The following is a 22524-nucleotide window of genomic DNA, read 5'->3' as shown; positions in this document are numbered from 1 at the left end:
CATAACCTCAAAACTAAGGAGATTATTATGACACACAAGAAAATCCTGATTGTTTTGGTCCTCTTACTGAGCTTCTCATTTGCTCCCATTGCAGCGACCGCGGTGCAGGAGCAAGCTTCGGGAGCGCCCGCCGGCACTGGTGATGCCATGGCTTTGCTCAAGCGCACCGCTGATTTCCTCTCTCAACGCCCGCAGTTCAGCGTCACCATCCGCACAGGGTATGATGTGGTGCAGAAATCGGGTCGGAAAGTTGAGTTCGGAGATATTATCAAGGTAACGCTTCGCCGCCCCGATGGCTTCCGGGCGGACATCGAGCGAAGTGACGGCGAAAGAGGACTTGTATCTTTTGATGGAAAGGACATCGTCGTCTTCAACGAAAAAGAACAAGTTTTTGCAAAGGCTCAAAGGCCCGGAGACCTGGACGGAGCCGTGACCTATCTCCTCTCCGATCTCAAGATGCGTCTTCCCCTTGCCATGTTGTTTCTGACGAGACTTCCCTTCGAGATCGAAAGAAGGGTCCTTTCCGTCGATGTGGTCGAACGTTCCGTCATCATGGATGTCCCCTGTGATCACCTTGCTGCCCAAACCCCGGAAGTGGATTTCCAGATCTGGGTCCCCTCGGAAGGTGATCCAATGCCCCGGCGCATCGTGATCACTTACAAATTCGATCCAGGTGAGCCCCAGTTCAGTGCGAATTTCACGGATTGGAGCCTCTCTCCTAATCCTCCCGATTCTCTGTTTGTATTCTCTCCGGCGGAAGGGGTTCGCGAGATCCCCTTTCTGGCGCAACTGGGGGTGTCACAGCCCGAACCCGCAAATAAAGCGGCAAGCAAAAAAGGAGGCAAGAAATGAAAGAAAGCATATCCACGAAAGTGATTTCTTTGGGCGTGATATCCATCTTTGTGCTGTTCCTCTCACTTGACGCTGAAGCCCAACGCGGTGGCAGAGGCGGCGGAGGTGGACGAAGTGGTGGCGCTCAAAGCTTCTCGGGCGGCGCTGGTAGCGGTTTCAGTCGAGAGGGCACTGCTAGTGGAGGCAGCTTCTCATCCAGGAGCTCAGGCGCTGGTAGCACTATGTCTCAAAATCAGAGTAATCGCCAGAGCTCCATGGCTCAAACGCAGAGCAGTCGTCAGGAAGCTCAAAGCAGTCGTCAGGCAACTTCGTCTCAAAATCAGAGCGATCGGCAAAGCGCTTCGGCTCAGGCCCAGAGCAGCCGACAGCAGTCTGCCCAGAGCGCTCAGGCCAGCAGGCAGAGTTATGGTCAAAATGCCCAGCAAAATCGACAGAATTACGCCGATGATCATTGGGACGACTACCACCATCATGGAGGGTACTATGGAGGCGCTGTGGCGGCAGGCGCGGCTGCAGGTTATGCGGTGGGCGCTACAACTGCTGCTGTCGCAGCAACCACACCGGTGTATGTTACGGTTCTTCCCTCCACTCCCAAGGTTATCGTTGTAACTGGGGTCACCTATTACCAGTGCGGCTCAACCTGGTACCAACAGGCCTACTCCGGGTCGGGGGTCACTTACGTCGTAGTCAAGGCGCCGGCAGGTTACTGAGCGCATTTCGGACATGTGGACCGAATATCAGGACGCGCAGGTGCTACTCGGGCAGGTACTATCAACGGCTCCAACGTCCTGTAGAGGAAACGATTCCTGGGAACTTTCTTGGGGAGGAACGGCATGCATTGGAAGATTTTGGTGAGACCTGCCGGCGAAGCTCTGCTGAGGGCGTGTGCTGCACTGCGTCACTGGATTTGGGGAGCCATCCTTCTGGCCGCAGTGACAGGTTGTGCTCACTACCCCGTCAATCAGGCCGTGAGACAGGTCGACCCTCAGGGGGGCTATCGGGGCAGGAACCTCATCGATCCTGCCAATGACAACCAGATGCTGCTCATGCTCACTTTTTCCGGTGGGGGAACCCGGGCTGCCGCCTTTTCCTACGGCGTCCTCGAAACATTGCGGGATACGAGCGTCACCCTGCACGGTCGACAAAGGCGCCTGCTGGACGAAGTGGACTGGATCTCCGGAGTATCCGGTGGGAGCTTCACGGCGGCTTACTACGGCCTCTTCAGGGATCGAACCTTTGAGGACTTCGAACCCAGGTTCCTCAAGAAGGACATCCAGGGCGACCTTACCCATGCCACGCTCTTCAATCCCATCAACTGGGGAAAGCTTTTCTCCCCATACTACGATCGCAGCGACCTGGCTGCGGACTACTACAACAAGTACGTCTTCGAAGGAAAGACTTTTGGTGATCTGCTCGCCCTGAAAGAGCCAATGATTGTGATCAACGCCACGGACATGGTCCATGGTACCCGCTTTTCCTTTGTTCAGGACATATTTGATGTGATCTGTTCCGACCTTTCCTCGTTTCCCGTGGCTCGAGCCTGCGCGGCCTCCTCGGCGGTGCCCTTATTGTTGAGTCCCATTACCGTGCGCAACCATGCCGGCGAGTGTGGCTACCAGATGCCACCGGCGCTGGCACAGGCCATGGTCCCGCCCAGGGACGTTATCTCCCGCCGTTTCGATCTTGCCAACAACATGCTGCCTTTTCTGGATTCCAAGCAGAAGCCATATATCCATTTGGTGGACGGGGGCGTTGCCGACAACCTGGGCCTTCGAGCCCTGCTGGAGCGAGTCACACTGATGGGTGACCCGTGGTCCACATTGAAGGCAAACGGAATGGAAAATGTACACAAGGTCGTCTTCGTGGTGGTGAATGCCGAGACCGAGATCGACGACAAGTGGGACCGGTGGGAAAAGGTTCCCCCCTTTGTCGCCATGCTCGATTCGTACTCGTCCATAGCCATCGAACGATACAATAAGGAGACGGTGGCGCTGTTGAGTGAGAGCTTCACCCGCTGGGCTGATGAAATTCGACGGGGGCGTTGCGGCTCCGATCCGATCTCGACCCAGCCCGGCGGCTGCGGAGATATCGAATTCTATCTGATCCAGGTGAGGTTTGACGCTCTGGACGACGCTGCGGAGCGCAGCGCCCTCAAACGGCTCCCGACTTCTTTTGCCCTGAAGCCTGAGCAGGTGGACCATCTGAAGGACGCCGCACACCGTATTCTCAAACAGTCCAGGGAATTTCAGCGGCTTATCGGGGACTTACAATAGGGAGTTTATTTCAGAAAGGAGCGAGCATCATGACGGCGGAGCACCTGCGACTTGAAGAAGCTCGAGAGCAAAAGGCCTCCTGGAAAAAATGGGGGCCCTACCTGAGTGAACGCCAATGGGGAACCGTTCGGGAGGATTACAGTGAGGGTGGGGACGCCTGGAACTACTTCACCCACGACCAGGCTCGCTCACGGGCCTACCGCTGGGGCGAGGATGGCATCGCCGGCCTTTCCGACGACAAGCAGCGACTCTGCTTTGCCCTGGCCCTGTGGAACGGCAAGGATCCCATTCTCAAGGAACGCCTCTTTGGCCTGACCAACAGTGAGGCCAACCACGGCGAGGACGTCAAGGAATACTACTTCTACCTCGACAGTACGCCGACCCATTCCTACATGAAATATCTCTACAAGTACCCCCAGGCGCCATTCCCCTACGCCGACCTGGTGGAGACGAACCGCCGGCGCAATCGGGAGGAGATGGAATATGAGCTTATCGACACCGGCGTGTTCGACGGCGACCGTTACTTCGACGTCTTCGTGGAGTACGCCAAAGGAGGCCCTGAGGACATCCTGGTGCAAATCACCGCCATCAACCGGGGACCGGACGAAGCCGAACTGCACCTGCTGCCGACGCTCTGGTTTCGGAACGACTGGGCGGCGTGGATCGCCAGACCTTCTGAAAAACCCGTTCTCAAGCAGATCGAAGGACCTCAAGGCGTTAGTACGGTTTTCGGAGCGCATCCGCTGCTGGGTGAATACACCCTTTACTGCGAAGGCGATGTGCCGCTGCTCTTCACCGAGAATGAAACGAACAACGAGCGGCTGTTTCCTGAATATCCGAACGCCGGCCCGTACGTCAAAGATGGGATCAACAACTGCGTCGTGCTGGGTCGGCAGGGTGCGGTGAACCCCGAGAAGACAGGAACGAAGGTGTCCGCCCACTACGGGTTGGCCATCGGTCCCGGTCAGTCGGCGACGGTCCGTCTGCGTCTCACCGCCCAACCCCCTGCCGGGGAAGGCTCGAAAGCCAAAGGCACCACATCCCCCTTCGGGGCGAAGTTTGCCGAGATCCTGGCCGCCCGGCTGAAGGAAGCGGACGAGTTCTATCGGTCCGTAACCCCACCTTCGGTCTCCCCGGATGCGGCCAACGTGATGCGCCAGGCCATCGCCGGCATGCTGTGGAGCAAGCAGTTCTACTTCTTCGACGGTGACCAATGGCTGGACGAGCACCGCGCCAATCCCCTCCATGCCGGGAGCCGCGAGTTCCGGAATCGGGAATGGTTCCACATGATCAACGAGGACATCATCTCGATGCCCGACAAGTGGGAGTACCCCTGGTACGCGGCTTGGGACCTTGCTTTTCACACGCTGCCCCTCTCCGTCGTGGATCCCGACTTCGCCAAAGAGCAGATGGAACTGATGCTCCGTGGGGTCTATCTGCACCCCAGCGGACAGATCCCGGCCTATGAGTGGAACTTCAGCGACGTGAACCCGCCGGTCCATGCCTGGGCGACCCTGTTCCTCCACCGCACCGAGCAGGCCTTGCGCGGCGAAGTGGACGTGGATTTCCTCAAGTCGGCCTTCAACAAGCTGCTGCTGAACTTCACCTGGTGGGTGAACCGCAAGGACCGCTTCGGGAAGAACGTCTTTGAGGGAGGCTTCCTCGGCCTCGACAATATCGGCGTCTTCGACCGCAGCGCCCCGCTCCCCACCGGCGGCCACCTGGAGCAGGCGGACGGCACGGCCTGGATGGCTCTCTTCAGTCAGAACATGCTGGAGCTGGCAGCGGAGCTCGCTGCTCACGACCGCACCTACGAGGACATGGTCGCAAAATTCTCGGAGCATTTCTACTATATCGCCCGTGCCATGAACCGGTCCGACGGCATGTGGGACGAGGAGGACGGCTTCTACTACGACATCTTGAGACTTCCCGACGGAAGCGCCACGCGCCTCAAAGTGCGCTCCATGGTGGGGCTCCTGCCCCTGTGCGCCACGACGGTGATCGAGAAATGGCAGCGTGAGAGCGTACCGCGGGCGATGGCTCAGATCTTCGAGCGTCATCGCCGCATGCCCGAGCTTGCGGAGACTACCCACCCTACCGGCCCGGGGCATTTCGGGGTGGCCGAGCGAGGACTCATCGCTCTGCTCAACCAGGAGCGGCTGCGCCGGATTCTCACGAAGATGCTTGACGAAAACGAATTCCTGAGCCCCTACGGCATCCGTTCGCTCTCCAAGTTCCACGAGCAGCACCCGTACATCTTCCACGTACACGGCCAGGAATACCGGGTGGACTACCTGCCGGCCGAGTCGAATACGGGTATGTTCGGCGGCAACTCCAACTGGCGGGGACCGATCTGGATGCCGGTGAACGCGCTCATCATCCGGTCGCTCCTGAACTTCTATCTCTACTACGGTGACAACTTCAAAATCGAGTGTCCCACGGGGTCCGGCAGGATGATGAACCTCTTCGAAGTGAGCAAGGAGATCGCCGACCGGCTCACCCGGATCTTCACCCGAAACGAGCAGGGCAGGCGGCCGGTCTACGGCGGCACGGAGAAGTTCCAGAGCGATCCGCACTGGCGCGATCATATCCTCTTTTACGAATACTTCCACGGCGACAACGGCGCGGGACTTGGCGCAAGCCACCAGACCGGCTGGACCGGCCTTGTGGCCAAGTTCATTCAGCTCTACGGCCTTTTGGATCCGAAGCGTGCTCTGGGGGTGGGCAAGGAAAGTTCCTTCTTAAAGGGGCCTAAGGCATGACACCATCGAGACGGGCATTGTTTAGGCTCACAGGAGAACCCATATGGAGATGAAACAAGTAAGCGACCACTGTTTTGCAGTCCTGAACGAGAAGAACCGGGTGTGCGACGCCAACTCCGGCCTGATCAATCTGGGCGGAGGGGTTGTGATCGACACCCAGTCGGACCTTCCCCATGCGCGGCAGATGATCGAGCTGTTCAGCAAGGTGTGGCCCGCCATGCCGAAACGCGTCATCAACACGCACGAGGATGGGGACCACGTCTGGGGCAATCAACTCTTCGTGGGCGCGGAGATCATCGCCCACCGGTCGGTGCCCGAACGGATGAAGCACGTGGCTAATCCGGAGGAGACTCAGAAGTTGCTGCACGGCGTGGCCGACGGCCCCACGCGCCAGACACTCGAGGCGATGCACCCCGGCGTCGCGGCCGCGGGGCTGCAATTGTTGGAAGACTATAACCTCGACGGCGTCGAGCTCGTCCTGCCGACAACCCTGTTTGACACGCGCTATGAGCTCGACCTCGACGGCACGGAGGTCCACTTGATCTATGTCGGGCCGTGCCATCAGGTCGGAGACACGATCATCCATGTCCCCAAGGAGCGCGTGGTGTTCGCCGGAGACGTTCTTTTCCGGCAGTGTACGCCGATGGGCTGGACGGGATCCTATGAAAAGTGGTTCCAGTGTATCGATCTGCTGGTTGAGCTCAACCCGGAAGTCATCGTCGCCGGCCATGGCCCGCTCTGCGGGATCGAAGGGGCCACCGAGATGAAAGCGTACCTTCAGTACGTCCGGGACGAGTCGAAAAAGTGCTTCGAAGCCGAGCTCACTTCCCTGGATGCGGCCAAGCGAATCGAGTTTGGACCCTACGGTGAGTGGCGCGCCCCGGCGCGGCTGTACATGAACGTCGAACGGGCGTATCGCGAGCTCCGCAACGATCCTCCTGACGCCCCCTGGGACACGCCGGCCACCTTCGACGCCATCTACCAGGTGGCGAAGGCAAAAGGGATCGAAGTCGAGTACTGACACCGTTCAAAGAACTTTCCGTGAAAATCCCCCTCAATCCCCCTTTGATAAGGGGGAGGAGTTGCGTGTTTCCCCCTTTGGCAAAGGGGGGCAGGGGGGATTTTATTGATGGGGGTGAACATCGCCGCCGTGTTCATGACTGTTAAGCACCTGAGCACATATTTTTTGACATTTTCATACCGTCATACCGGCAAAAGCCGGTATCCAGAGAATTTGCCGCAGGGCTGGATTCCGGCTAAAAGCATGCCGGAATGACGTAATCAATAAGGCTCAAGAATGTTAGACAACTTCTGCTTAGGCCCTTAAGCCACCATGCAGGAGAAGGATAATAGTAATGAAATTCCCCATGATCCATGTAGACGAACGGGGTGAGACGCACTTCGGCGTCCAGGACATACAGGACCGTGAGCTTGCCGTGGGCCCGCCGCCCAACCCCATGGGGCAGCTGAGCGATTTCGGGGCTGTCACGAACATGTGCGTAATCTCGTTCCCCGCCGGAACGGAGGCGCCAGCACACAACGCCCCCCAACCCTACGTCGTCATCGTCTTGTCGGGCGAGGGAGAAGTGGTGACCAGCGACGGCGAAGCGCGGAGATTCCACACCGGCGAGGTGCTCTTCTGCAATGACCTCACCGGCAAGGGGCACGTGACTCGGGCGATCACCGATCTGACCCTGGCGTTCGTCAATCGGGCCACATCCTGAGACGCCTGTAGGCGGGATCCAAACACCAAGGAGAGAATACGCTATGCCGACTAACATCAATATACTGGTTGATTCCACAAAGGGACTCAAATTCACGGAGAGTCCCCGTTGGCACAACGGGAAGCTGTGGTTCCTCGACATCCACGACAAGCGGATCAAGACCGTGGACCTCACCGGTTCTGTTGTCACGGTAATGGAGCTCCCGTTTATCCCGAACAGCTTCGGGCTCACTCCCCAGGGAACTATCGTAGTTGGTGACGCGTTTCAGCGCCGGGTTTACCGCCAAGCCGAAGATGGCCTGGAAGAGGTGGCCGACATCGGCGAATTGACCGAGTTCTGCCTGAGCGACGGCATCGTGGACGCCAAGGGCCGTCTGTACGTGGGGGACATCGGCTACAACTTCTTTGACCCGGCTGCCAAGCCCGTCGAAACCTGCGTGATCGTCCTCGTCCAGCCTGATGGCCGAGCGTCCGTGGTTGCCGACAAGCTCTTCTTCCCGAACGGCATGGTGATCACCCCCGACGGACGAACGCTCATCGTCGGCGAGACGATCGGCCACCGTCTGACCGCCTTCGACATCCAGGAGGACGGCTGCCTCGGCAACCGGCGGGTCTGGGCACAGTTACCTCCCTCCGTTGGCCCCGATGGCATCTGCCTCGACGCCCAGGGGGCCGTGTGGTGCGCCAACCCCGAAGGCGAAGACAGCGTGGTGCGGGTCCGTGAAGGCGGGGAGATCACGGATCGGATCAAGGTGGACACCCACGCCTATGCAGTGATGTTGGGCGGGCCTGAGCGGAGGCACCTCTTCATCTGTGCGTCAGGCTCCCACGATCCTGCAGATATCCAGCGAAATCCGAGCGCGAGCTTCCAAGTTGTGGAGGTGGATGTTCCGGGTGCAGGAATACCATGACGCAGCGAGTACTTCGACGCCATCTACCAGGTGTTGAAGGCAAAAGGGATCGAAGTCGAATACTAATCCGGTCCAGACACAGAAAGGGAACCCTGCCATGAAACTGATCCGCTTCACCACCGCCGACTCGCTGAATCCTTGCCTCGGCGTCATTGTCGGAGATCAAGCCGTCTCGTTTGCCGTGCTGCAAAGCAAAGCGGGGAAGTCCTCCCCCCACCTGGCCAACAGTCGATCCTACCTGACCAATCTCCCCGAAAGCGAGCAGGCGGCCAGGGAACTGCTTGCCTGGGGCGAAGAGCACCTCGGAGAGCTCGGTAACGGCGAGCGCTTCCCTCTCGACGCCGTACGCCTGCTGGAGCCGGTCGAGGTCACCGCCCTGTTCGACTTCGGCCTGACGCCTCGACATCTCAAGAACTCCGCCGAAACCCTCATGAAGTATGAGAAAGATAACCCGCAGACCGCGCCGCTGCTGCAGGCGTTCGCCAAGGCCGTCATGGCCCCGAAACCCAAGCGCGCCACGGGTCAGCCCGAGCCCCTGTCCTATTATAAGTGCAACATGAACGCCATCGTAGGCGACGGGGAAACCGTTCCCTGGCCGGCTTACACGTCGCGCCTGGACGTCGAGCCTGAACTCGCCGTCGTGTATGGCAACGAAAAGCAGCCGGTGGCGGGCTTCTGCATCTTCAACGACGTCTCGGCCCGCGATGTTCAGGCCACAGAGTTCGTGGGCGGATTCTGCTTGACGAAGGACATGGCGAAGGGGAACCAGCTGGGGCCTTATCTGGTCACCCCCGATGAAGTCGGCGATCCGTACAGCCTCAAGGTGACGGTCTTGGTGAATGGGCAAGTCAAATACCAGGGCTCGACATCCGACATCAGCCACAAGGCTGAAGACGTGTTTGCATGGTTGGGGTTCATGGCTCCTCCCAAGCCCGGCTCCGTGATGGGCTTCGGCACCATCCCCGACTGTACCGGTCTTGACCACGACGACTTCATCGACCCCGGCGCCGAGATTCAGATCACTTTCGAGCAACTCGGGACCCTCCACTGCCGTTTCGCCGAACCGGCGGGCAAGCTGCTACCGAGCCGCTGGCCGGTGCGTGAGCCGTTGCAGAAGTACCACGGGTAGTAAGGCAGCTCACAAATAATAGAGTACCAGAACTGTAGGAGCGGCTTCCAGCCGCGACATCGGAGAAGCCGCCATGCGCTTGGTCGCGGCTGGAAGCCGCTCCTACAAAGCAAGCCATCCTTTGGTAGGTTATTTCTTTGGAGTTGCCTTACAAGAATGATTTGCCAGTGAACACCTTCGTGCTGTACTAGCCCTTTGTTTATGAGGTTTTGCCGGCAGTGGCGTTATGCCACTCAAACGCCACTCATGCCACTGAGGGACGCCACTTTGAAAAATTCTCTGTTCTACAACCCTGGTGTCACTTAAACCGACAGCGCCTCCCCCCTTTCTTTCAATCAAATCAATCCCAGCAAGAAAAAAATCACGGTCTCCTGCGTTGCTCAGAATATGAGGCAGCTCACCCGCAGCGTTCGCCGGGTCTTCGACTATCTGAAAATGACGAAAAACTCGCGCAGTTCCGGCTGTTCCTATGAGAAAATAAATCTACCGTTGCCAGCAACCGAAAATCAATTGACGCGTTTCAATAGACAGCATATATTTCTATATTTCGATATTAAAACAAAGAGGAGGCCTATGAAAGAATTCATCAAAGTGATGAAGGCGTTGTCCGATCCGAATCGCGTCAAGATCGTGAAGATGCTCCAAACGAAATCGCTCTGCGTGTGTGAAATCCAGGCAGCCCTCGAAATTTCCCAACCCACGGTTTCCAGCCACCTGAAGCTGCTGGAGGAAGCCGGGTTGGTAACCTATCGCAAAAGCGGGTTATGGGTTAATTATTTCCTGGCGAACGGGGAGAGCAGCCCTTATGTGGCCACGCTCCTCGGAAACCTGAAGCATTGGTTGGGGGATGATCCAGAGATCGATAGGCTGACGAAGATCGTGCCTCAATTGCAAAGAGAAGAAATCTGCAGGAAGTGAAGCTAAGAAAGGAAAGGAGGGCGGGGGATATGTCGGAAAAGGACATCACTCGAATCAGAGTCGGGCGCGATTCTGTGGGAATCATCGGCTTGAAGTCGGTCATCGAGGAACTGACCGAGGAGTATGCAAGTAAATCTGACGACGAAGTAAAGTGTGCCCTGCTTGAACGTCTGACGCGGGGTAATTACATCGCGGAATCTGCCCGGAAAGAATATGAGCAGGCATTTGTGCGGGAGTTCCGCAAGGCTTTGGGGCAGCCGTATGTGGAGCCGGTGCCGGAAGGGATCGACATCAAGGTGCTGGGCACTGGCTGCGCTCAATGCGATCAATTGGAGCGGACGATCATGGAAATTCTGGCGGAGGATAACCTGTCGGCGAGTCTGGACCACGTGACGGATATAAAGGATATTGCCCGCTACGGTGTGATGGGAACACCCGCTCTCCTCATCAATGGAAAAGTCATGGCGGTGGGGAGCGTCCCTCCCAGGAACAAGATCAAGAAATGGCTGCAGGACGCTGGCCCCGCTCGAATGGAGGGTCGCTGCGGGAATTCTCAGGGGGGACATTGACCCGGTAGAGCGCCACCGTTGATTAGGTTTTTGAAGACCATAAGGAATTCAAGATGAAAGCCAATGAAGAGAAAGGCTGCTGTTGTGCGGCAAGAGCGGAATTGATCTCGGGCGAGGCCTGCGAAAGCGAGCCCAGGTCACAGATGATGCGGTATCTCGTGCTGAGCGTTCCGGCCCTGGTGATATGGTGGCTGATTTACAGCAGTCTGGCGCCCTTTTCCAAATTTCTCACGTACACCCTGCTCGATCTGTCGCCGGAGAGCCATTTCGGCAGTGCGGTAGAATTTTTCGTCTACGATACCCCAAAAGTGCTCATGCTTTTGACGCTGGTGGTTTTTGCGGTGGGTATCCTGCGCTCCTTTTTCACGCCTGAGCGTACCCGAAAGATCCTGGCCGGCAAACGCGAATCCCTGGGGACGGTCCTGGCATTCATGATGGCTGTCATCGCTCTGTCACTTCCGGAAGCTATTATCCTGCGAAAGGTGCTCAAACCCACTCTCATCGCTACTTTTTTTGGAGTGGTGGGTACGGGGATTCTCTTTGTGGGGTATCTGTTCAACATGCTCATCTGAGAGCAAGGGAATCGAGTGCTCCAATGGGCGATCATTGGAGACTGTCGTTTCAACAAGGTTAAAGTATGGAAGATGCCTTCACTGAAAATATCCTGACGGCTCCTTCGGAGGAAGTGGTGTGCTACTGCGCCGGCGTCATCAAAGGGCAAATATTACAAGCGATGCGAGAGGGAGCCCGAAGCCTTCAAGACGTCAAGGCCACGACCGGTGCTTGTACCGTGGAGAGATGCAAGGAATTAAATCCCAGGCGGAGGTGATGCTCCCGAGAGATTCAATGGCTCCTGGGTCAGGAGCCGTTAGTCGGCGGTCGGCAGGGTGATGGATCACAGTAGCTGCTCAACTCGTAGATAAAAAGCAAGTTACGGGTTCTTCATGGAGGAAGTGAACATTCGTATGGAGACAAAAACATCAAAAATCAAGGTCCTCTATCTATGCACTGGTAATGCGTGCCGAAGCCAGATGGCAGAGGGGTGGACACGTTCCTTGAAAGGAGACGTGATCGAAGCCCATTCAGCAGGTGTTGAGCCTCACGGGGTAGACCCTCGGGCGATTCGGGCCATGGCGGAGGCAGGGGTGGATATTTCGGCGCAAACCTCCAAGTATGTCGATATGTTGGAGGATATGGACTTCGATTATGTGGTGGCACTCTGCAGCAGCGCCCAGCAGGCCTGCCCAGTCTTTCCAGCCAAATCCCGTGTCCTGCATTTTGGATTCGATGATCCACCCGCACTGGCGGCCGGCGCCAAAACGGAGGAAGAAGCCATGAGTCACTATCGGCGTGTGCGAGATGAGATCCGGCAGCTTGTGGAGCGGCTCCCCAAGGTGCTTATGGAATGAGAAATGGTGGAATTCTCCAAGAGAGGATAAGCATCATGTTTGAAAAAGTGGTGATGGCAACGGATCTATCGAACGACTGGGATGCGATCATCGCGTGTGCCCGGGAGTTCAAAGCATTGGGATGCAAGCGGGTGGTCCTCACCCACGTGTTGGTCGCCAAGGGGCTGGTGGGAACGGATACGGCCGCCCTGGCCGAGGCGCGGCCCAGGTTGGATGCTCAGAAAGCTGGCCTGGAGGCTCAAGGCTTCGAGGTCGAAGTGGAAACACCGGTAGGGCTGCCGGCCTATTCGCTCAATGATGTTGCCCTGAAGCACTGCGCTTCCCTCATTGTCGTGGGCTCTCACGGCAAATCCGCCTGGCGGGAAGCGATCCTGGGGTCTGTGGCCAGTGCTCTCCTGCATCATGCCCGGTTCCCCGTTTTCCTCATCAATGTGAAGAATTTCGAGGCGGGGGGGCTGGGGAGCACCTGTCAGCTCCGCGCCACGGAGCTTTTGCGGCATGTGCTTTTCCCCACGGATTTTTCGTCGGTGGCCGAGGGTGCTGTTGCGTACCTGGAGTACCTGGCACCCAGGGGGCTGTCCCGAGTCACCGTGCTGCATGCTCTGGAGATCGAAGAGGCCACTCCTCCCGCTTTCCTGGAGTGGGCTGAGTCGGCTGCGCGTGGATCCATGGATGCCCTGGAGAAAAGACTTCACGCGGCCGGCATTTCCGAGGTGAACGTCCAAATCTCCCACGGGCACCCCATTTCCCTCACTCTGGATTTGGTGAAGAAGGGGGATATTTCGCTCATTTTGCTGGGAGCGCAGGGGAAAAGCCTTCTGTCTGAAATCTTCCTGGGAAGTGTGGCCTACAACATCTCGCGCCTTGCTCCTTGCCCGGTCCTGCTGATTCCTCCAGCGGCTTGAACCCCGTTCGTACTACGGTTTCTGTCCGCCATCTCCGCTCAGTGCCTCAAAGCCCGAGATAACATCCATGAGCTCTTCGGTGATGAGGCTCTGACGCTGCTGATGGTAGCTCAAGCGAAGCTCGCCCAGCCGGTCGGCAATGTTTTTTTCAGCCACCTGCATGGCGGCCAGCCGGCCTGCATTTTCACTGCTGAGGGATTCCGCGACGGAGCGGTACAGTGTCACGAACAAGAACTGTCGCACCAGGGCGGACAACAGGTGAGCGAGGTCCATGGTGATCACGGGCAGAGAGCGGGACGGCCATTTCCTTTGAGCCAGGGAGCTCAACCATGCCCTGTTCAAGGGGAGCAGTTGCACCCGGCGCGGTTGGTAGGTGGTACCGCCCGTGGGAAGATTGTGAATCAGAAAGACCTGTCCGTCTCGGGTCTGTGCCCGCCATGCTTCCATGTGGACGATCATGTGCTGGACCACGGAATGAATGCCCGTGACCGATGTGGGCACGTCAAAGAGCTCACCGACGGCATGCCCCATGCGCTCGAGCCTGGACTTGACGCGCATTCCCATCGCCCACACGGTCAAACGTTCACCCGATGGGTCCAGGAACTGGACGTCTTTCACGGCCTGGGCCGCGACAATATCGTTGAACGGACCGACCATCCCCTGATCGGTCCCAAGGACAATGGCGAGACTGTGCTCCAACGAGGGCGTTTGCTGTCGGCTCACGGCTCCGGGTGCCTTCCACGCGACCATGCGCAGGGCCTGTTGGACCGCATGATCATAAAGCTCCATGGACTGCACCGCCTTCTCGTACTGGCGGATACTCACAGCGGCGAGGGCTTTCATGGTCTTGACGACGGAGAGCAGGTCCTCGGCGCTGGTGAGCTTTCGGCGCATTTCCTCAAGCGTTTCCATGGAAGCTCTTCTCGATCATGCGATGGATGGCCCTCCTGGCGCTGGACAGGACATCCTCACGGTCCTGCTGCCTGAAGACGGCACCCGAAAGGATGCGAGCGTGAAGCTCCCGTGAGCCTTCCCGCATTGCATGGCGGATGGCCTGCTCCGCCGGCGACGCCTGCTCGACGGGCAGGGCATCCAGCAGGCCGGCGTTGACCGCCAGCAGAACGGCAATCTGCTCCACCACGGGGATGGCATCGTACTGGATCTGCTTCAGGGACTCCCGCACCCTTTTTCCGTGCTCCAGCGTTCGACGTGTGGCCTCATCGAGTCGCGTGCCGAAGCGCGAGAATGTTTCCAGCTCTTCGAACTGTGAATACGTGAGGCGCAGATCGCCCGCCACTGCCCGGTATGCATTGAGCTGTGTCTTGCCTCCCACGCGGGACACCGATTTTCCCACGTCTACGGCGGGCATGATGCCCTTCTGGAACAGAAGGGGAGAGAGATACACCTGTCCGTCCGTGATGGAAATGAGATTGGTGGGGATATAGGCCGAAATATTCTGAGCTTCCGTCTCGATGATGGGCAGTGCCGTGAGAGACCCTCCCTTGAGCGATTTGCGAAGATGTGTCGAACGTTCCAGAAGTCTTGCGTGAATGTAGAAGATATCGCCCGGGAATGCTTCACGGCCCGGGGGACGTCTGAGCAGCAGGGAGAGCTCACGGTAGGCGATGGCATGGCGCGTGAGATCATCATAGACGATGAGAACGTCCCTCCCTTGCTCCATGAAAAATTCCCCCATGGAGGTTGCCGCGTAGGGAGCGACGAACTGCAGCCCCGGTGGATCATCGCCTTCCGCCACAACCACGATCGTGTAGCCCATGGCGCCGTAATGCCTTAAATCGGCGATGACTTTGGCAATGGAAGAGCCGCGCTGGCCGATGGCACAGTAGACACAGACAACGTCCTTGTCCGCCTGGTTGATGATGGTGTCCAGGGCTATGGCAGTCTTGCCCGTTTGGCGGTCCCCCAGAATCAGCTCTCTTTGTCCCCGGCCGATGGGGATCAGTGCATCGATGACCTTGATGCCGGTCTGAAGAGGGACCGTCACGGGTTCACGATCCATGATGGCGGGTGCTTCCCGCTCCACAGGGCGGCGCTCGGTGGTGCGCAGTTCACCTCCCTGGTCCAGCGGCCGTCCCAGAGGGTCCAGCACCCTCCCCAGCAGGGCTGTGCCCACCGGTACATCCAGGACACTTCCGGTCCGGTAGACCCTCGACCCGGCATTGAGATGGGGGTTTCGATCCAGGCAGATGATTCCCGTTCCGTGGGGATCGATGTTGAGCACCATGCCCGGAAAATTCCCTTCGAACTGCACCAACTCTTCGGACTGTGCTCCCAGGAGCCCTTCAACACGGGCGATACCGTGCCCTATGGAGCGCACCGTGCCGTATTGCTGTACTTTTAGACGAGGCTCTGTGCCGGCAATCGCCTGATCTAATGCCTTAGCGGCGCTTTCAAGTATTCTCGTCAATGGGCCTGGGGGATCGGACATGATGGACTGCCTTTTAGCTCGTTGCAGTATGCTTCTGTGCTGGTATTTCTACATCGGTTCGGGAAAGACCGCCGGGAGAGCGATCCGGTTTGATACTGTCGGTGTCTTCAGCCAGAAGGCTGAATCTCCCGTCGAATTCGATGTCGAGGTTTTTCTCGAGATCGCGAAGGTATTCCTCCAGGTTCCAGGAAACCCGTAGACTTCCTGTCCGGAGCTCGACGCCGCAGAGCAGGGCCGGCGATATCTCGTAATGGAACCGGCACTCGCATCTCATACTCTCCCGACAGGTGCGCTCGATCACGCTCCGCAAATCCGGTGGAATCTCAAAGGAGCTGGTCACGACCACCCGTGAGCCCGGCGAAAGGAGCGGGGCCGCATCCGTTTCCGAGGGGTTCGCGGGAAGTTCGCTGAGACGTTTTACAAAAACCTGCAGGATTTGCCTTTCGAGCTCGACTCCGGCAAGGCTTCGCAACGCGCTCCTGGAGACCTGCACGAAAGCAGCGGAGGTGTGACGGAACACGTCGTTGAGAAAGGCGGCTTTTTCTCCTTTCAGCGCTTCCAGCCAAGCGGTCAGTCTGGCCTTCACTTCTCCACGAGCTTCTTGCAGCAGTTCGCCTTTGCGGGCCTCCATCTCCTTCTCCGCCTTTTCCATCATTGCCGCAAGATTGGCCTCGAAATCGCGGTTCTTCTCGCGCCAAGCCTGCGCCTCATCATCAGCGGCTGCGATATGCTCCTCCGCTTCGCGAAGACGGGCGGCAATCCCGGCTTCCCGTGCATCCATGGCCTTGATGACGGGGCCGTAGAGGAATCTCTTGAGCAGCGCCACCAGGATCAGGAAGTTGATGATTTGCGCACTGACGGTGAACCAGTCGATGAGCACCGGTCATCCCCCTGCTTTCGAAACCATGTGGTCCCAAAAGGGGTTGGCAAACAAGATGATCATGGCGATCACCAGGCAATAAATACCCGTGGATTCCACCATGGCGATGCCCACAAACAGGGTCCGAGTGATGTTGTTGGCCTCATCCGGTTGCTGGGCAATGGCGAGCAGTCCCTGCGCCAGAGCGCGCCCCTCTCCCAGTGCGGGGGCGATGGAGCCGATAGCCATTGTCAAGCCTGCGGTGAAGATGGATACCATGCCGATGAGTGTCAGACTGTCCATCGTGTCATTCTCCTTTTTCCTGATGTGATTGGCTTGCCTGGCCCGGGGATTGAACTTCAGTCGCAGCCGAGATAAAAACCGTTGCCAGGATGGCGAAGATGTAGGCCTGAATCAGGCCTGTCAACAATCCGAAGGCCTGCATGACAACGGGAAAGATCAGGGGAGTGACGGAGAGGAGGATTCCCCCGATCATGGTCCCACTCATGACGTTTCCAAACAGGCGAACCGCCAGTGCAAGGGTGCGGGAAAGTTCTCCCATGACATTGAGCGGCAGCATGAAAATGGAGGGCTTCGCATAATTCTTGAAATAGGCTACGGCGCCCTGCGTTGAGATTCCATAAAGGGGAACGGCCTTAAAAACGCAGAGCGCCAGTGCCGTCGTTGTGGAAAGGGAGCCCGTCGGAGGCAGGTAGCCAGGGATAATGCTCAACAAATTGGATACTGCGATGAACAGGAAGAGCGTGCCGATAAATGGTAGGAATCGGTCCGGCTCCTGGTTGCCCACATCGCTGATCTGCTTTCGGATGAAGGTCACGATGATTTCGAGAAGGTTTTGCATGCGAGACATTTTGCCGTGAGTGACAAGCCTTCGAGTTATCAACCGGGACCCGATCACGAGGAGGGCCATGATGAGCCATGTGAACACCAGGGTCGCATTGATGCCGATGGGTCCCCACTGCCGGAGGACGATGAGATCCGGAGTGATCTTCATATGGGGGTTCCTTTTCCCATGCGTGACGGTGCACTTCCGCCGGGTCCAAGGCGCCATGTGAGCACCTGGCGCATCAAGAGGAAGCCCGCCATACAGGCGGCTAGCCTCAGCCAGTTTCCTCCCATGATGACGTAAAACGCTGCCAGTGCGATGGAGGCTCGCACCAGGAAGCTTGTCCATAGCATCAGTGCCGGCCGGCGGGCGTGAATGACGTGTCGGACCGTCAACCAGAGTCCGCCGAAGTAAAGGCTTCCCGTCACCAGTCCACCGATGAATGCCGGAGCATATTCCCAAATATTCATGGTCATGATGCCTCTACGATGATTCCAAGAGAGCTTTTTCCTGCTTCAATCCGGATTCACGATAGGGCGGGGTTGCGCCTCCGCCAACCCTGTGGCTCCGTTTGGCGGGGACGCAACCCCGCCCTACCGCGTCCGTCAATTTGAATTGCGGAAATCATCGGCTTGAGTCATTCTCCGATTTCTCTGCTCTCACGCTTCACCCAGTGCCATGCGTTGAAACAGCCCAGAATGACACCCACCAAAAGCCCCATGATCGTCCAGGAGTAGCGGCTGGGGAAGCTGCGGTCGACCCAAACTCCCAGCGTGGTCCCCAGCACCGTCGGGATGGCCACGGCCCAGCCGACCATGCCGAACATACCCAGCCCGAACCACACAGCGCGGCTCTTCCCGCACCTGGCGCATACCTTGCGTCGCTCCTTCACCTCCACGGCACGGCTCAAGCGTTTTCGGCCATCATCAGGTTTATGTTGACAGGGGTCAGGGCTTCCCATGTTTTCCCAGCTCCCAAAAGCGCCTGGCAAACTCGGCCTCCATCTTTGCCAGGGCGGTGCGCGCTTTTTTCTCCTGCTCGTCGAGACGCCGGAACACATCCTCCACGGTCTGCCTCAGTTCGCCCAGGCGGCGGCCGGTCACTGCATTGTGTGTTGAAACCAAAACCTGGGGGCCGCATTTGACGAGGACCCCTTCGTCTACCGCCACAAAAGATTCCTCTCCCTGCTCCGGAAGGTAAGAAAGGATGCCCGGCACGAGAGCGGCCGCAAAATCGGCGTGCCGGGGCAGGAGGCAGAAATGGCCATTTTCAGCCTCCGCAACCACTTTATCAACCTCCTCATCCAGAAAAATGTGACTGGGCAGCAGGATCTTCAGTCTCATGTCATGCGCGCCTCATCCACCCGGCCGATCATGTACAGGGCCTTTTCCGGGGCGTCCGAAAATTCGTCGTTCAATATCCTCTCGCAGCCCTGCAGAGCATCGGCCAACCCTACGGCCCTGCCTTCCATGCCCGTGAAATGTTCCGTGGTAAAAAAAGGCTGAGTCAGAAACCGTTCCAGGCGGCGCGCACGGTAGACCGCCTTGCGATCCTCTTCCGAAAGTTCTTCAATACCCAGCATGGCGATGATGTCCTTGAGCTCCTCATAGGTGGCCAGCGTCCTGCGGACCTCCTGGGCCGTCCGGTAATGTCTTTCTCCCACGATGAGCGGGCTCAGCATTTTGGAGGAGGACTGCAGCGGGTCGATGGCCGGATATAACCCTTCTCCCGCCTTCTTTCGAGAAAGCACGATAGAGGCCGAAAGATGCCCGAAGGTGTGCACGGCGGCGGGATCGGTGAAATCGTCCGCCGGAACGTAAACGGCCTGGATGGAAGTGATAGCCCCGGTCCTGGTGTTGGAGATGCGCTCTTCCAACCCTGCCAGTTCTGTCGCCATGGTGGGTTGATACCCAAGACGCGAGGGAATCTGCCCCATCAGTCCCGATACTTCAGAGCCAGCCTGGATGAAGCGAAAAATGTTGTCGATGAGCAGCAGCACATCCTGTTTGGCCCGGTCCCGAAAGTATTCGGCCATGGTCAGGGCGGCGTGCCCTACCCGAAAGCGCGCGCCGGGCGGTTCGTTCATCTGGCCGAAGACCATGATGGTATTTCCAAGGACTCCGGCATCCCTCATCTCGCGGTAAAGCTCTTCTCCTTCCCTGCACCGCTCGCCAATGCCGCAAAAGATGCTGATCCCCTCATGATGCCCTACCATGTGATGGATGAGCTCGGTGATGAGCACCGTCTTTCCGACCCCGGCCCCGCCGAAGAGGCCAGCCTTGCCTCCCAGCTCCAGGGGCATGAGCACATCGATGGCCTTGATGCCCGTGAGAAAAACTTCGGAGGTGGTCGCACGCTCGCTGAGGGGCACCGGCTCGCAATGGACCGAAGTCCATTCCACATCCTCCGGCGGCTTTCCGCCGTCGATCGTTTTTCCGAAAACATTGAACATCCGCCCCAGGCACCCACGGCCCACAGGCGTCATCAACGGCCTGCCCGTGTCCAGGACCACCGCCCCTTGAGCCGTGCCTCGCGCAGGAGTCAGAGCAATGCCGCGAGCCATGTCCCAGCTGAGATGCCCTTGCACCTCGATCACCACGTCATGATGTTCTCCAGTCAGAAGCAGGCTGTGGCGAGCCGGCAACCGGTCGGGAAACCGGACATCGATGACGCTTCCGCGCACTGAGACAATCGTACCCAGGTTCTCTTCGGTTGATTCTGGTCTTCGATCTTCCATCGCGGCACTGAAACCTCGAATAAACTCTAAATAAGTATTTCAATATTTGCTTTTAAAGATATCATTTCGTCCTTTTGATTTCAAAGTGAAAATAGGTCTTAGGTCCACATGAACCCCATTGATTTTTCTAAAGTAAACGCGAAGCCGAAAGCGCAGGCATCGAAAATAAAATTTTATATCGACGATAGACGATTTAGGATGTATATTCATCATGACTTATCTGTGGAGGGAATCCCATGCAAGAGTTCGTCAAGGTGATGAAGGCCTTTTCCGAGCCCAATCGAGTGAAGATCGTCAAACTGCTTCAGCACCGGTCGATGTGTGTCGAGGAGCTCCAATCGATCCTCGGCATTGCCCAGCCAACGGTGTCCAATCACCTGAAAGTTCTTAGTTTTGCCGGATTGTTGGCTTGTAGCAGGAAGGGCTTTTGGGTTTATTACTATCCCAGCGATGGGAGCAGCAGTCCCTTCGCGGCATCCATGCTCGGCAATCTCAAGCACTGGCTAGAGGATGATGAGGAATTCCTGCAGCTTATGGATCGGGCCTCTTCAATCTATGAGGAAAACCTCGGCAGTGCCGGTGGTAGATAAATGGCCCTTATGGAAAAGGAAAAATCCGAGAGGTGTGCGAGTTTGAGGAAGGCCGGATCGACTCAATGCCTATACATAGATAGATCGACATATAATTTAGAGGTGGAGGGGGGCGTCCATGGGGAAGGCCCGTGAAAAGAAAATCTTGTCCAAATGAGGACTCAACCGAAAAGCGAGGAGAGGCAGTCATGGGCAACGCTCAAGTAGGTCATAAAGAACCGTTGAAGGAGGATGCGGCGGAGAATGCGGAAGAAATGGCGCCAAGCCGCATCGACTGGAAAACCATCCGGCTTCCCATGTCGCTGATTGTCGGGGCGTTTTTGGTGGCCTTCTACCTTCCCATGGAAAGCAAGCGCTTCACCAACGCCGTGATGGAATCGCTGTCTCTGGTCAAGTGGTACGCCCAGGAGCATGTGCTGCTCTGCCTGGTGCCGGCTTTTTTCATTGCGGGAGCTATTTCCTGCTTCGTGTCGCAGGCTGCGGTGATGCGTTACCTGGGGCCGGCTGCCAACAAGGCCCTCGCCTACGGCGTTGCCTCGGTTTCGGGCAGCATCCTGGCGGTTTGTTCGTGTACCGTCCTACCTCTTTTTGCCGGCATCTGGAAGCGGGGAGCTGGATTGGGGCCGGCCATCGCCTTTCTCTACTCCGGCCCGGCCATCAACATTCTGGCCATCGTGCTTACGGCGAGAATCCTTGGACTACCCATCGGCATTGCCCGTGCGGTTGGGGCCGTCTCATTCAGCGTGGTTATCGGGTTGCTCATGCATTTTTTCTTCATCAAGGAGGAAGAAGAGAAGGTGCAGGCCGCTATACACATGCCTCCCGTGGAAGTTGATCGACCCCTTTGGAAGAATGTGACCTATTTTGCCACCATGGTGGGGCTGTTGATCTCGGCCACCTGGGGCAAGCCTGCCGACCCCGTCGGCTTCTGGAACGCGGTCTTTCAAATCAAGTGGTGGCTGACGGGAGCTTTTGCTGTCTGCCTGGGTATCGAGTTGATCATTTGGTTTCGAGTGAACACGGTCAAAGTGGTCCTTGCAGGGATCGCTATAGCGGCTTTGGCTTTTCTCTTTCCCCATGAGCCCCTCATTGCCTTCGGGGCCGGCATCGTCTCCCTCACCGTTCTCATCACCACCACCCGCGGCGAGACCGAAGACTGGTTCATGGCGACCTGGGACTTCACCAAGCAGATCACGCCCCTCCTCCTGGGTGGTGTGATGGCGGCAGGGTTGCTCCTGGGACAGCCGGGCACCGAAGGGATCATTCCTTCTGAATGGGTGAGCAATCTGGTGGGAGGCAATTCTCTCGGCGCCAATTTCTTCTCCGCCCTCGTGGCCGCTTTCATGTATTTCGCAACCCTCACGGAAGTCCCCATCCTGCAGGGGCTCATCGGGTCGGGCATGGGGCAGGGACCCGCGCTGGCGCTGCTCCTGGCCGGACCGGCTCTTTCGCTTCCCAACATGCTGGTCATCCGAAGCGTCATGGGCACGAAGAAGACGTTCATTTATGTGTGCCTGGTGGTGGTTATGTCCACCTTCTGCGGGATGGTCTTTGGATATTATTATCCGGGCTGAAATTGGCGTCATGGTGA

General features: G+C 57.7%; 26 protein-coding genes. 17 read left to right on the top strand and 9 right to left on the bottom strand.

Annotation, left to right across the window (positions count from 1 at the left end):
- Window positions 1–27: 27 nt before the first annotated feature.
- From MWC30_RS05525 to MWC30_RS05460, 15 genes are all read left to right on the top strand, one after another.
- Window positions 28–852: a DUF2092 domain-containing protein gene (locus MWC30_RS05525; RefSeq protein WP_244083161.1), complete on the top strand. Its 825-nt coding sequence runs from the start codon at window positions 28–30 to the stop codon at window positions 850–852.
- Window positions 853–1073: 221 nt separating this feature from the next.
- Complete coding sequence (locus tag MWC30_RS05520) at window positions 1074–1562, top strand: hypothetical protein (RefSeq protein ID WP_244083160.1); 489 nt, start codon at window positions 1074–1076, stop codon at window positions 1560–1562.
- A 123-nt stretch (window positions 1563–1685) separates the two neighbouring features.
- Entirely contained in the window at window positions 1686–3125 is a 1440-nt protein-coding gene (locus tag MWC30_RS05515) for a patatin-like phospholipase family protein (protein WP_244083159.1), read from the top strand.
- Between the two features lie 29 nt (window positions 3126–3154).
- On the top strand, window positions 3155–5887 hold the full coding sequence (locus MWC30_RS05510; protein WP_244083158.1) for a glucosidase: 2733 nt from the start codon (window positions 3155–3157) through the stop codon (window positions 5885–5887).
- A 49-nt stretch (window positions 5888–5936) separates the two neighbouring features.
- Window positions 5937–6908 (top strand): MBL fold metallo-hydrolase, encoded by a 972-nt coding sequence (locus MWC30_RS05505; RefSeq protein ID WP_244083157.1) that lies wholly within the window; start codon window positions 5937–5939, stop codon window positions 6906–6908.
- Window positions 6909–7016: 108 nt separating this feature from the next.
- On the top strand, window positions 7017–7163 hold the full coding sequence (locus tag MWC30_RS05500; protein ID WP_244083156.1) for a hypothetical protein: 147 nt from the start codon (window positions 7017–7019) through the stop codon (window positions 7161–7163).
- Between the two features lie 79 nt (window positions 7164–7242).
- Complete coding sequence (locus tag MWC30_RS05495; protein ID WP_244083155.1) at window positions 7243–7611, top strand: cupin domain-containing protein; 369 nt, start codon at window positions 7243–7245, stop codon at window positions 7609–7611.
- A gap of 43 nt (window positions 7612–7654) precedes the next feature.
- Entirely contained in the window at window positions 7655–8521 is an 867-nt protein-coding gene (locus MWC30_RS05490) for an SMP-30/gluconolactonase/LRE family protein (protein WP_244083154.1), read from the top strand.
- A 97-nt stretch (window positions 8522–8618) separates the two neighbouring features.
- Window positions 8619–9650, top strand: coding sequence for a fumarylacetoacetate hydrolase family protein (locus tag MWC30_RS05485; protein ID WP_244083153.1), 1032 nt, complete (start codon window positions 8619–8621; stop codon window positions 9648–9650).
- Between the two features lie 573 nt (window positions 9651–10223).
- Entirely contained in the window at window positions 10224–10568 is a 345-nt protein-coding gene (locus tag MWC30_RS05480; RefSeq protein WP_244083152.1) for a metalloregulator ArsR/SmtB family transcription factor, read from the top strand.
- A 29-nt stretch (window positions 10569–10597) separates the two neighbouring features.
- Window positions 10598–11137, top strand: a complete 540-nt coding sequence (locus tag MWC30_RS05475) for a thioredoxin family protein (RefSeq protein ID WP_244083151.1) — start codon at window positions 10598–10600, stop codon at window positions 11135–11137.
- 53 nt (window positions 11138–11190) lie between these two features.
- A complete protein-coding gene (locus MWC30_RS05470) occupies window positions 11191–11709 on the top strand; it encodes a permease (protein WP_244083150.1) in 519 nt (172 codons plus the stop codon).
- 65 nt (window positions 11710–11774) lie between these two features.
- Complete coding sequence (locus MWC30_RS22520) at window positions 11775–11966, top strand: (2Fe-2S)-binding protein (RefSeq protein WP_256461222.1); 192 nt, start codon at window positions 11775–11777, stop codon at window positions 11964–11966.
- A gap of 136 nt (window positions 11967–12102) precedes the next feature.
- On the top strand, window positions 12103–12546 hold the full coding sequence (locus tag MWC30_RS05465) for an arsenate reductase ArsC (RefSeq protein ID WP_244083149.1): 444 nt from the start codon (window positions 12103–12105) through the stop codon (window positions 12544–12546).
- A gap of 35 nt (window positions 12547–12581) precedes the next feature.
- Window positions 12582–13451, top strand: a complete 870-nt coding sequence (locus MWC30_RS05460; protein WP_244083148.1) for a universal stress protein — start codon at window positions 12582–12584, stop codon at window positions 13449–13451.
- A gap of 12 nt (window positions 13452–13463) precedes the next feature.
- On the opposite strand, the gene MWC30_RS05455 is transcribed toward MWC30_RS05460, so the two are convergent.
- The 9 genes from MWC30_RS05455 to atpD form a co-directional block, all read right to left on the bottom strand.
- Window positions 13464–14363, bottom strand: coding sequence for a F0F1 ATP synthase subunit gamma (locus MWC30_RS05455; RefSeq protein ID WP_244083147.1), 900 nt, complete (start codon window positions 14361–14363; stop codon window positions 13464–13466).
- Window positions 14350–15900 carry an alternate F1F0 ATPase, F1 subunit alpha gene (locus MWC30_RS05450; protein WP_244083146.1) on the bottom strand — a complete coding sequence of 517 codons (1551 nt, stop codon included), beginning with the start codon at window positions 15898–15900 and terminating at the stop codon, window positions 14350–14352. The genes MWC30_RS05455 and MWC30_RS05450 overlap by 14 nt, the downstream gene beginning before the upstream one ends.
- A 13-nt stretch (window positions 15901–15913) precedes the next feature.
- Window positions 15914–16780 carry a hypothetical protein gene (locus MWC30_RS05445; RefSeq protein WP_244083145.1) on the bottom strand — a complete coding sequence of 289 codons (867 nt, stop codon included), beginning with the start codon at window positions 16778–16780 and terminating at the stop codon, window positions 15914–15916.
- Window positions 16781–16783: 3 nt separating this feature from the next.
- A complete protein-coding gene (locus MWC30_RS05440) occupies window positions 16784–17062 on the bottom strand; it encodes a F0F1 ATP synthase subunit C (protein ID WP_244083144.1) in 279 nt (92 codons plus the stop codon).
- A 4-nt stretch (window positions 17063–17066) separates the two neighbouring features.
- On the bottom strand, window positions 17067–17774 hold the full coding sequence (locus tag MWC30_RS05435) for a F0F1 ATP synthase subunit A (RefSeq protein ID WP_244083143.1): 708 nt from the start codon (window positions 17772–17774) through the stop codon (window positions 17067–17069).
- A complete protein-coding gene (locus MWC30_RS05430) occupies window positions 17771–18082 on the bottom strand; it encodes an ATP synthase subunit I (RefSeq protein WP_244083142.1) in 312 nt (103 codons plus the stop codon). The genes MWC30_RS05435 and MWC30_RS05430 overlap by 4 nt, the downstream gene beginning before the upstream one ends.
- Before the next feature lie 161 nt (window positions 18083–18243).
- Window positions 18244–18567, bottom strand: a complete 324-nt coding sequence (locus tag MWC30_RS05425; protein WP_256461221.1) for an AtpZ/AtpI family protein — start codon at window positions 18565–18567, stop codon at window positions 18244–18246.
- Window positions 18554–18949: a F0F1 ATP synthase subunit epsilon gene (locus MWC30_RS05420; protein WP_244083140.1), complete on the bottom strand. Its 396-nt coding sequence runs from the start codon at window positions 18947–18949 to the stop codon at window positions 18554–18556. The genes MWC30_RS05425 and MWC30_RS05420 overlap by 14 nt, the downstream gene beginning before the upstream one ends.
- Window positions 18946–20343, bottom strand: a complete 1398-nt coding sequence (gene atpD, locus MWC30_RS05415) for a F0F1 ATP synthase subunit beta (RefSeq protein WP_244083139.1) — start codon at window positions 20341–20343, stop codon at window positions 18946–18948. Before atpD ends, MWC30_RS05420 begins: the two co-directional genes overlap by 4 nt.
- Window positions 20344–20579: 236 nt before the next feature.
- Between atpD and MWC30_RS05410 the strand changes: the two genes are divergently transcribed.
- Both MWC30_RS05410 and MWC30_RS05405 read left to right on the top strand, forming a co-directional pair.
- Entirely contained in the window at window positions 20580–20933 is a 354-nt protein-coding gene (locus MWC30_RS05410; protein WP_244083138.1) for a helix-turn-helix transcriptional regulator, read from the top strand.
- Between the two features lie 188 nt (window positions 20934–21121).
- On the top strand, window positions 21122–22507 hold the full coding sequence (locus tag MWC30_RS05405; RefSeq protein WP_244083137.1) for a permease: 1386 nt from the start codon (window positions 21122–21124) through the stop codon (window positions 22505–22507).
- Window positions 22508–22524 lie beyond the last annotated feature (17 nt).

The organism is Desulforhabdus sp. TSK (assembly GCF_022836495.1).
Lineage (GTDB): Bacteria > Desulfobacterota > Syntrophobacteria > Syntrophobacterales > Syntrophobacteraceae > Desulforhabdus.
This window is presented reverse-complemented; position numbering and strand designations above follow the sequence as displayed.